This window comes from Streptomyces sp. TRM64462 (genome assembly GCF_013362995.1).
In the GTDB taxonomy this organism is placed as follows: Bacteria; Actinomycetota; Actinomycetes; order Streptomycetales; family Streptomycetaceae; genus Streptomyces.
On record NZ_JABWDV010000169.1, the window covers coordinates 1 to 10,368 of the forward strand.

At 73.9% G+C, this 10,368-nt stretch carries 9 protein-coding genes, 1 pseudogene and 1 riboswitch; of the genes and pseudogenes, 5 read left to right on the plus strand and 5 right to left on the minus strand.

The window, feature by feature from the left end; all coding sequences use genetic code 11:
* On the minus strand, positions 1-886 hold an 886-nt coding region (locus tag HTZ82_RS07455), incomplete at its 3' end, for a prenyltransferase/squalene oxidase repeat-containing protein (RefSeq protein ID WP_217623773.1).
* Positions 887-1,012: 126 nt separating this feature from the next.
* A riboswitch (cobalamin riboswitch) is annotated at positions 1,013-1,082 on the minus strand.
* A gap of 78 nt (positions 1,083-1,160) precedes the next feature.
* Positions 1,161-1,796, minus strand: a complete 636-nt coding sequence (locus HTZ82_RS07460) for a TetR family transcriptional regulator (protein ID WP_175408500.1) — start codon at positions 1,794-1,796, stop codon at positions 1,161-1,163.
* Between the two features lie 176 nt (positions 1,797-1,972).
* On the opposite strand from HTZ82_RS07460, the gene HTZ82_RS07465 reads away from it, so the two are divergent.
* From HTZ82_RS07465 to HTZ82_RS07475, 3 genes are all read left to right on the plus strand, one after another.
* Entirely contained in the window at positions 1,973-3,334 is a 1,362-nt protein-coding gene (locus tag HTZ82_RS07465; RefSeq protein ID WP_175408501.1) for a glycosyltransferase family 4 protein, read from the plus strand.
* A gap of 73 nt (positions 3,335-3,407) precedes the next feature.
* A complete protein-coding gene (locus HTZ82_RS07470) occupies positions 3,408-4,142 on the plus strand; it encodes a class I SAM-dependent methyltransferase (protein ID WP_175408502.1) in 735 nt (244 codons plus the stop codon).
* Positions 4,139-5,212, plus strand: coding sequence for a prenyltransferase (locus HTZ82_RS07475; protein ID WP_175408506.1), 1,074 nt, complete (start codon positions 4,139-4,141; stop codon positions 5,210-5,212). The genes HTZ82_RS07470 and HTZ82_RS07475 overlap by 4 nt, the downstream gene beginning before the upstream one ends.
* Before the next feature lie 167 nt (positions 5,213-5,379).
* Here HTZ82_RS07475 and HTZ82_RS07480 read toward each other — a convergent pair whose 3' ends face one another.
* The 3 genes from HTZ82_RS07480 to HTZ82_RS07490 form a co-directional block, all read right to left on the minus strand.
* Positions 5,380-6,255: a DUF5336 domain-containing protein gene (locus HTZ82_RS07480; protein WP_175408503.1), complete on the minus strand. Its 876-nt coding sequence runs from the start codon at positions 6,253-6,255 to the stop codon at positions 5,380-5,382.
* Between the two features lie 94 nt (positions 6,256-6,349).
* Positions 6,350-7,231, minus strand: a complete 882-nt coding sequence (locus HTZ82_RS07485) for an N-acetylmuramoyl-L-alanine amidase (RefSeq protein ID WP_175408507.1) — start codon at positions 7,229-7,231, stop codon at positions 6,350-6,352.
* Positions 7,232-7,306: 75 nt separating this feature from the next.
* Complete coding sequence (locus tag HTZ82_RS07490; RefSeq protein ID WP_175408504.1) at positions 7,307-7,963, minus strand: class I SAM-dependent methyltransferase; 657 nt, start codon at positions 7,961-7,963, stop codon at positions 7,307-7,309.
* Positions 7,964-8,144: 181 nt separating this feature from the next.
* On the opposite strand from HTZ82_RS07490, the gene HTZ82_RS07495 reads away from it, so the two are divergent.
* Positions 8,145-9,617 (plus strand): MFS transporter, encoded by a 1,473-nt coding sequence (locus HTZ82_RS07495; RefSeq protein WP_175408505.1) that lies wholly within the window; start codon positions 8,145-8,147, stop codon positions 9,615-9,617.
* Between the two features lie 267 nt (positions 9,618-9,884).
* Positions 9,885-10,368: pseudogene (locus tag HTZ82_RS07500) on the plus strand (GNAT family N-acetyltransferase); the annotation flags it as partial.

The following is a 10,368-nucleotide window of genomic DNA, read 5'->3' on the forward strand; positions in this document are numbered from 1 at the left end:
GGTGACCGGTCTTCGCGAGCGCGGCCGCCAGGTGCGCGGCCCCGTTGCGGGCCGCCCGCTCGGCACCGCCCTTCGGCGTGTCCTCACAGGTGGGCTTCTGGTCGCCGGGGGTGACGCCGCGGACCAGCGGGTGCTTGCCGAGCCCGGCGAGCACGGCGGCCGCGGTGGCGTCGTCGTTGGCGCGCAGCGTCCCGTCCTTCTCGGGCTGGTACGCGAAGGCGCCGCCACCCTCCTCGGCGTCGCAGGGCAGCGCGAACGACACGAGCGCGTCGTACGGAGTCTTCCCGTCGGCCGTCCTCACCGCGCCGGGCTCCTCGCCGACGCGGGCGAGCGCGCTGATGGCGAGCGACGTGGAGTTGGCGTCGCTGGGCGAGCCGGGGTTGTAGCCCCAGCCGCCGTCCTTGTTCTGGGCCAGCTTCAGCCAGGCCGTGGCGTCCTGCATCGCCTGCTCGGCGCGCTCGGTGTGGCTGTCGACGCCCTTGAGCGCCTGGAGCGCGACGGCGGTGGCGTTGGTGTCGAGGGGCAGGCCGGCCGGGCACGGCTTGGCGGTGTCGGCCCGGTACGAGGGGAAGCCCCCGTTGTCGCACTGCTGGTCCAGCAGCCAGGCGACGGCCTCCTCGGCGGGCTCGACACCGGAGACCTGCTGCGCCATGAAGGCCAGCGACTGCCGCCAGACCCCGTCGTACGTCGGGTCGCCGGTGCCGTACAGACCCACCGGCAGCGTGGGCGCGGCCGAGGACGCGGTCGGGGTCGGGGCCGCGGTCGGGGTCGGGGACGGGGCGGGCGACGGCGCGCCGTACGCGGCCGGGGCGGCCGCGGTGGCGCCGCCCGTGAACAGCACGGCGCCTGCGGCGAGCGCCGCGGCGCTGCGGCGAACGGTGGTCATGGCGGGGTGCCTCTCCTCCGGGGGCCGGGCACCGGCGCGGGGAGGCACCAGGCTCGGCTCCGTATTCCTCGACGGTGCCGGCCACCGGGCGGTCCCGGTGACGCGAGCCGGTCACAGCCCGTACACGGCATTCCGGCTCACCGCCTTGCGGCGGCTCACGGTTGCGTGGTCAGCGCCGGAATTGCACCGGCTTCCCCCTGTACGGGCACGAAACGACGCGCTCACTCTACCCGCGGGTCACCACGCCATCCGGAGGGGCCGTACGACGCCCGCCTCAGGTGGAGGCGCCGCCCCGGATCGCCTGATCACCGATCGCTTGATCACCGATCAACCGGCAGGCCGTCTCGATGTCGACCCGCACCTGCGCGATGGACGCCCGCCCCGACAGCCACGTGATCAGCGCCGAATGCCAGGTGTGCTCGATGACCCGCACCGCCGCGAGCTGTTCCGGCGTCGGCCGGTCCAGGCCCATGGCGTCCAGGATGATCGCCGTCGTCTGCCGTGACACCGTGTCCACCTCGGCGCTCACGCTCCGGTCCGCGAACGTCAGCGCCCTGACCATCGCGTCCGCGAGCTGCGGGTCGCGCTGCAGGGCGCGGAACGCCCGCATCAGGGTCTCCGCGACCCGCCCCGCCGGGGTCTCCCCGGCCGGCGGGTGCCTGCGCAACGTGGCGTGCAGCCGGTCGAGCTGGTCCTGCATCGTCGCGACCAGCAGATGGACCTTGGAGGGGAAGTACCGGTACAGCGTGCCCAGCGCGACCCCGGCCGCCTCCGCGACCTCCCGCATCTGGACCGCGTCGAAACCGCCGCGCCCCGCCAGCCGCGCGCTGGCGTGCAGGATGCGGCGGCGGCGCGCCTCCTGCCGTTCCGTCAGCGGCGACGACGCCGCCGGCCTGCCTTCCACTGTCATGGGTCCCCGTCGTGACGAGCCGTGGCGCGAATCACCTGATCCGGCCCTTACAGCCGCGCTACCTGCCGGTAGATTCGAAGCTCCTCGGGCGATCAGGAACGATCAAGTCTGCAACTTGTTCTAGATTAGCGCGAGCGGTTACGCTCCGCCGAAACGTAAGCCGAAGGGGGCCGCGAGTGACCGCAGAGGCCATGGAAGCGGGCCCCCGCGCGGGCTCGGCCGCCGACGGGGGACGTCCCCTGCGCATCGCCCTCCTCACGTACAAGGGCAACCCGTTCTGCGGCGGCCAGGGCGTCTACGTACGGCACCTCTCCCGCGAGCTGGCCCGCCTCGGGCACCACGTCGAGGTGATCGGCTCCCAGCCGTACCCGGTCCTCGACGCCGTCGGCGAAGGAGTCGGCCTCACCGAGCTGCCGAGCCTCGACCTCTACCGCCAGCCCGACCCGTTCCGCACCCCGAAGCGCGACGAGTACCGCGACTGGATCGACGCACTGGAAGTCGCCACCATGTGGACCGGCGGCTTCCCCGAGCCGCTCACGTTCTCGCTGCGCGCCCGCCGCCTCCTCGCGGCCCGCCGCGGCGACTTCGACGTCGTCCACGACAACCAGACCCTCGGCTACGGCCTCCTCGCCCCCCTGGGCGCCCCGCTCGTCACCACGATCCACCACCCGATCACCGTCGACCGGCAGCTGGAGCTGGACGCCGCGCAGGACTGGAAGCGCCGCGCCTCCGTACGCCGCTGGTACGCGTTCACGCGCATGCAGAAGCGCGTCTCCCGCCGCCTGCCGTCGGTGCTCACCGTGTCCGGCTCGTCCCGCCAGGAGATCGTCGACCACCTCGGCGTACGCCCCGAACGCGTCCACGTCGTCCCCATCGGCGCCGACACCGACCTGTGGTCCCCGGACCCGTCCGTCCCCGAGGTGGCGGGCCGGATCGTCACCACGTCCAGCGCGGACGTCCCCCTCAAGGGCCTCGTGTACCTGATCGAGGCGCTCGCCAAGCTCCGCACCGAGATCCCCGACGCCCACCTCGTCGTCGTCGGCAAGCGCGCCGACGAGGGCCCGGTCGCCCGCGCCATCGAGCGGTACGGCCTCGACGGCGACGCCGTCCGGTTCGTCAAGGGCATCAGCGACCGCGAGCTCGTCGACCTCGTCCGCGGCGCCCAGGTCGCCTGCGTCCCGTCCCTGTACGAGGGCTTCTCGCTGCCCGCCGCCGAGGCCATGGCCACCGGAACGCCCCTCGTCGCCACGACGGGCGGCGCCATACCGGAGGTCGCGGGACCGGACGGCGAGACCTGCCTGGCCGTCCCGCCCGGCGACGCGGGCGCCCTGGCCGCAGCACTCGGCCGGCTCCTCGGGCCCGGCGGTACGGAACTGCGCACCCGGCTCGGCGCCGCGGGGCGCGCCCGCGTGCTGGACCGCTTCACCTGGGCCCGCGCGGCCGAGGGCACGGCCCGCCACTACCGCGACGCGGTCGCCGCGCACGCGGCCCGCGGAGCCCGGCGACGACCGGTGGCCGCCGCGTGCCAGGACCGGTGACCTCCCCTCGTACCCTCCTCGCCGTATCCCCGCCCCCGCCCTCCCCCACGGACCGTGAAAGCAGGCCGCCCTCGTGCTGACCGTCGACTTCACCCGCTTCCCGCTCGCCCCCGGCGACCGCGTGCTCGACCTGGGCTGCGGCGCCGGACGGCACGCCTTCGAGTGCTACCGGCGCGGCGCGCAGGTCGTCGCGCTCGACCGGAACGGCGAGGAGATCCGCGAGGTCGCCACGTGGTTCGCCGCGATGAAGGGGGCCGGCGAGGCCCCGGCAGGGGCGACCGCGACGGCCATGGAGGGCGACGCCCTCAACCTGCCGTTCCCCGACGAGTCGTTCGACGTCGTCATCATCTCCGAGGTGATGGAGCACATCCCCGACGACAAGGGTGTGCTCGCCGAGATGGTGCGGGTCCTCAAGCCCGGCGGCCGCATCGCCGTCACCGTGCCCCGCTACGGCCCCGAGAAGGTCTGCTGGGCGCTTTCCGACGCCTACCACGAGGTCGAGGGCGGCCACATCCGCATCTACAAGGCGGACGAGCTGCTCGGCAAGATCCGCGAGGCGGGCCTCAAGCCGTACGGCACGCACCACGCGCACGCGCTGCACTCCCCGTACTGGTGGCTCAAGTGCGCGTTCGGCGTCGACAACGACAAGGCGCTGCCGGTGCGGGCGTACCACAAGCTGCTGGTCTGGGACATCATGAAGAAGCCCCTGGCCACGCGGGTCGCCGAGCGGGCCCTGAACCCCGTCATGGGCAAGAGCTTCGTGGTGTACGCGACGAAGCCGCACCTCCCCGTGAACGCCGCGCGCTGATGTCCCCGGAGCGCACCGAACACCTCACCCTGCCCGGCGTGCTGACGGCCGAGCAGGCCGCCGAGACCGTCGCGGGCATCCTCGCCGTCCAGCGCGACAGCGGCGCCATCCCCTGGTTCCGCGGCCACCACCTCGACCCGTGGGACCACACCGAGGCCGCCATGGCCCTCGACACGGCCGGGGAACACGAGGCGGCGGCCCGCGCCTACGCCTGGCTGGCCCGCCACCAGAACGCCGACGGCTCCTGGTACGCCGCCTACCACGACGGCGAAGCCGACCGGCCGACGGACCTGAGCCGCGAGACCAACTTCTGCGCGTACATAGCCGTCGGTGTCTGGCACCACTACCTCGCCACCGGCGACGACGCGTTCCTCGACCGCATGTGGCCCGTCGTCTACGCGGCCGTCGAGTTCGTGCTGCGCCTGCAGCAGCCGGGCGGCCAGATCGGCTGGAAGCGCGAACCGGACGGCACACCCGTGACCGACGCCCTCCTGACGGGCAGCTCCTCCATCCACCAGGCGCTGCGCTGCGCCCTCGCCGTCGCGGAGGCCCGCGAGGAGCCGCAGCCCGACTGGGAGCTGGCCACCGGGGCCCTGGCCCACGCCGTCGCCCACCACCCGGAGCGGTTCCTCGACAAGGGCCGCTACTCCATGGACTGGTACTACCCGGTACTCGGCGGCGCCGTCACGGGCGCGGCCGCGAAGGAACGCATCGAGAGCCGCTGGGACGACTTCGTGGTCCCGGGGCTCGGTGTGCGGTGCGTCGTCCCCAACCCGTGGGTCACGGGCGGCGAGAGCTGCGAACTGGCGCTCACGCTGTGGGCGATGGGCGAGTCCGACCGCGCGCTGGAGATCCTGCGGTCCATCGGGCATCTGCGCGCGGAGGGCGGGATGTACTGGACGGGGTACGTCTTCGAGGGCGAGCGGGCGGTATGGCCCCGCGAACTCACCACCTGGACGGCGGGGTCCCTGCTGCTGGCGGTCGCCGCGCTGGGCGGCGACGAGCCGACGACGGCGGTCTTCGCGGGCGACCGCCTGCCACGCGGCCTGTCCCCGGACTGCTGCACCTGAACGCACCGGGGGCTCCGCCCCCGAACCCCCGCTCCTCAAACTCCCCCCTGCTCGAAGAGCTTGGGGGAGCGATACGGGCGTCTGGGGGCGGAGCCCCCCAGTTACGGGCAGGGCGCGACAGGGGAAAGGGCCCGCCTCCGCAAGGAGGCGGGCCCTTTGTCGTGGCGTCAGCCGCGCTGGATACCCGTGGTGTCCTGAAGGACACCCCTGCGGCCGTCCTGCGTCTGCGCGACCAGCGCGGCCCCGCGCTGCTCCACCGCGAGGTACCACGTGCCGGGCGCCAGCTCGGCGATCGGCGTCGGCGAGCCGTCCTCGGCGTACAGCGGCCGCGCGACCGGCACCGCGAACCAGAACGGGGCGAAGTCCCCCGCCGGCGCGCCCTGCTGGGCCGTGGCCGCCGCCTGAGGCTCGGCCTGCGCGGGCTGGGCGTCGGCGGGCTGCCCGCCCATCGACGGCTGGCCCGGCTGCGCCGCACCCGGGTAGCCGTAGCCGCCGCCGGCCGTGCCGTCGACCGCACCCGGCTGCTGCGCACCGTACGGCTGCGCACCGCCCGGGTACCCGTACCCGGCACCGGGCGGCTGCGCGCCGTACGGCTGCGGGGCCTGCGGCCGCGGCGCGCCCATGAGCGGCGCCTTCAGCGCGGGCACCAGCGGCGCGGCCACCGCACCGGCGGCCAGCACGATCGTCGCGAGCAGGCCCAGGATCATGCCGGCGCCCGCGGAGTTCATGTCGATGATGGTCCAGAAGGCCGTCCACAGCGCGAAGACCGTCAGGGCCACACCGAACTGCCCCAGGTCCAGGCCGGCGACCTTGCGGCCCGGCATGGCGCGCGCGACGACGATCAGGGCGGCGCCGATGACGCCCGCGAGGAACATGCTCATCAGAAGACCGAGCGTGTCCCAGGCGTTGGCCCGGTCGAAGTTCGAGCAGTTGACCCCCGCGGGGCATTCGTAGCTGCTCAGGCCGAGGAACGAGGCGATGAACAGCACCACCGCTGCTCCGATCACCACGCCATCGCCTCGAGTGAGGGAGCGGATGTTCACGTAAAAGTCCTTCGTCGGTCGTGTCGTCGTCAGGGGTGGCGCGAAGCACGGGGGGCGGCCCCATCGTACGGACGAATGTATCGTCCGCCCCGACCTACCCGAGCAGGTAGGTGCTGATGCCCTCCGCGATTCCCTGCGCGGCCTTCTGCCGCCACGCCGCCTCGGTCAGCAGTGCGGCGTCCTTCGGATCACGCATATTGCCGCATTCGACGAACACCTTGGGCACGGTCGACAGATTCAGTCCACCGAGATCCTTCCGGACGTCCAACCCGGTGCCCCCGCCGAGGTAGTTGGCGGGCGCCGAACCGGTCGACCTGGCGAACTCGGCGGCGATGCGCTCGCCGAGCGTACGCGACGGGCCGACGATCGGCGCGGTGTCCGCCGCACCCGCCTTGACCAGGCCGGGAAGGATCACATGGAAGCCGCGGTTGCCGACCGCCGAGCCGTCGGCGTGGACGGACACGACGGCGTCCGCGCCCGCCCCGCCGCCCGCCTCGTTGCCGATCCGCGCGCGCTCGTCGATGCACGGACCGAAAGGCCGGTCCGCGTCGTGCGTGAGGACGACGGTGGCGCCGCGCGCCCGCAGCACCTCGCGGAGACGGTGGGAGACGTCCAGGGTGAACGCGGCTTCGCGGTAACCGTCCTGTGTGGCGGTTCCCGTCGTATCGCATTCCTTGCGGTGCGTGCCGATGTCCACCGTTTCGTTGATGTCCTCGGTGTGCTGAAAATTCCCCGGATTGTGACCTGGGTCGATCACGACGACCTTGCCGGCGAGCGGCGCGGCACTCGGCGAGGGGGACGCGGGAGCACCGGACGCCGGCGGCACCGGGGCCGTACGGGAGACGGAAGGGGAAGCGGAAGCGGAAGGGGAGGCGCCGCCCCCGGCCCGGTGGCTGGCCGAACCGTCCGGCGCCGCCCACACCAGCCAGCCGGTCACCGCGGCCGCCGCCACCGGGACGGCGGCGGCGACGGCCACGAGAGCGGACGGGGCGCGGCGGCGACGCTTCTTCGTGTGGTGGTCGTACACCCGGCCGAGCCTAGAGGCTCGCCGTCAGATTCCGGGGCCCGTACGGCGCAGGACACGCAGCGAGTCCGTGACGGACACCTCCGTGAACGCCCCGGACTCCAGGGCCCGCAGATAGATCCGGTACGGGGCCTGGCCGCCGTCCGCCGGGTCGGGGAACACATCGTGGATGACCAGGAGCCCGCCGTCGGCGACGCGCGGCGCCCACCCCTCGTAGTCGTTCGTGGCGTGCTCGTCGGTGTGCCCGCCGTCGACGAACACCAGCCCGACCTCGCCCGCCCACACCCGCGCCACCTGCGGCGACCGCCCGACGACCGCGATGACGTACGGCTCGAGACCGGCGGCGTGCAGGGTGCGCCGGAACGTGGGCAGCGTGTCCATGAGCCCCACCTCAGGGTCCACGACCGCCGGGTCGTGGTACTCCCAGCCCGGCTGCTGCTCCTCGCTGCCCCGGTGGTGGTCGACGGTCACGGCCACGGTCCCGGCCGCCCGGGCCGCGTCGGCCAGCAGCACCGTGGAACGCCCGCAGTACGTACCGACCTCCAGCAGCGGCAGCCCGAGACGCCCGGCCTCCTCCGCCGCCGCGTACAGCGCGAGCCCCTCCCGTACGGGCATGAACCCCTTGGCGGCCTCGAACGCGGCAAGCACCTTCGGCGCGGGCTCAGGGATGGGCGAGGCGACCATGCGCGGATCCTCCAGGTCGAACGTACGGATGCCCGGCCATCGTGCCGCACGCCCCACCCGCATCGGACGGCGGCCCGGCAGCGGGACGTGCGGAGGGGCTGACGGGCGGAAGGACTAGGACCCGGGGCCGAGGGCTCGTACGCCGATGTCGGGATGTACGGGGTGCTGACCACCTGCGACCATGACAGGCATGGCCCCGTCCCGGACACGTACCGCACCCTCGACCGCCTCTGCCGCTGTTCGTCCCGTTCGTCCGTGGGTGGTGGTGCTCGCCGCCTGCGCGGGGACGTTCCTCGTCGTGCTCGACGTGTCCGTCGTGAACGTGGCCCTGCCGTCGATGCGGGCCGATCTCGGGATGTCGGCAGCGGCGCTGCAGTGGGTGGTGAACGCGTACTCGATCGCGTTCTCCGGGTTCATGCTGCTGGGTGGCCGGGCCGCCGACCTGTACGGGCGGAAGCGGATGTTCCTGCTGGGCCTCGGGCTGTTCACGGCCGCGTCCGTGGCGGGCGGCCTCGCGCAGGAGGGCTGGCAGCTCCTCGCCGCCCGCGCCGTGCAGGGCCTGGGCGCCGCGGTGCTCTCGCCCGCCACGCTCACCCTCGTGACCGGCGCCGTGCCGGAGGGCCCCGCGCGGACGCGGGCCATCGGGACGTGGGCGGCGGTCGGCGCGGGCGGCGGCGCGGCGGGCGGCCTCGTGGGCGGCCTCCTCACGGAGCTGCTCAACTGGCGGTGGGTGCTGCTGATCAACGTCCCGGTCGGCGTCCTCGTGATGGCCGGCGCCGCCGTGTGGGTGCGTGAGGCCCGCACGGGCGGCGGGCGCCGCCTGGACCTGCCGGGCGCCGTCCTCGTCACCGGCGGCCTCGCGGCCTTCGCTTACGGCATCGTGCAGACCGAGCAGACGGGCTGGACGGACCCGCGGACCCTGCTGCCGCTCATCGGCGGCCTGGCGCTCCTCGCGGTGTTCGTGGCGGTGGAGGCCCGTACCCGCGAACCGCTCATGCCGCTGAAGGTGTTCCGCGCCCGGGCCGTCGCGGCGGCCAACGTGGCGCTGTTCGTGATGGGTTCGGCGACCTTCGCCATGTGGTTCTTCATGACGATGTACGCGCAGAACGTCCTCGGCTACACCCCGCTGCAGGCCGGCCTCGCCCTCGTACCGAGCTCGGTCAGCGTCATTGTCGGGTCGAAGGTGTCGCCCCGCCTGATGCCGCTGCTCGGGGCGCGGCGGCTCGCCGTGACGGGTGCGCTGATCACGGCGGCGGGCTTCGCGTGGCAGTCGCTGATGCGGGTCGACGGGGCGTACGTCACGGAGATCCTGGTGCCCGGTGTGCTGATGATGACGGGCGTCGGCCTGGTCATCACGCCGCTGGCCACGATGGCCACGTCGGGTGCCGCGCCGGGCGACGCGGGCCTGGTGTCGGGCCTCGTCAACACGTCCCGCACGATGGGCGGCGCGGTGGGCCTGGCCTTCCTGGCGACGGTCGCCGCGTCGCGCACCGCGGGCGCCACGACGCCCGAGGCGCTGACGGCCGGGTACGCGCTGGCGTTCCGTACGGGCACGGGTGTCGTGCTGGCGGCGGCCGCCCTGATGCTCCTGTGGCTCCCGCGCCCGGCGGCGGTCACACCGCCGACTGCCGAAGGCGCCCGGCCTCGACGGTGACGTGCCCGACCGCGTCCCTGATCCCCCGCCCGGACCGTCGCGAAAACACCGTTGCGAACGGACGTGGGGCCTGCGAGAGTTGCGCACGCTCCGCGCGCCCCCGTGCGCGCGTACACACACGAAGCGACGAAGGACTGACGCCAATGATCGCGGCGCCCCCCGGCGGCCGCCGTCGGCACTGACCGTACCCACGGTCGGCCGCATGCCAGGTGCCTGTGCGCACCCAGCCCTTCGTACCGTCATCTTCTGTGTGAGGACATCAACACCGTGGACACCGACGTCCAGCACTTCGCCGTCGCCAACCTCCGCCGCCGCCCCCTCGTGGTCGAGACCCGCGGCTTCGTCGCGGGATTCGACCCCGGCACCGCCAGCCCGTACATCAACTACGCCACCCCCCTCCCCGGCGTCCGCCCGACCACCGCCGACGTCACGGCGCTGATCGTGGAGTTCCGCGAGCGCGGACTCAAGCCGCGCCTGGAGTTCGCCCCGGAGGCCGCGCCCGACGTGGCGCCCGCCCTGCGCGCGGCGGGCTTCACCACCGAGGCGGTGCACGCGTACCTCGTGTGCACCCCAAACACGCTCACCGCCCCGCCGTCCCCCGGCCCGGGCCTCCTCCCGGTGGAGGCACCGTCGGCGGACGCCGACTACGCGGCGGTCGACGCCGCGCTCGCCGAGGCGTTCGGCGGCGCGTTCGAGGCGTCGCCGGACGGCGCCGCCCGGCTGCGCCGTACACAGGAGAGCGGCGGCGCCG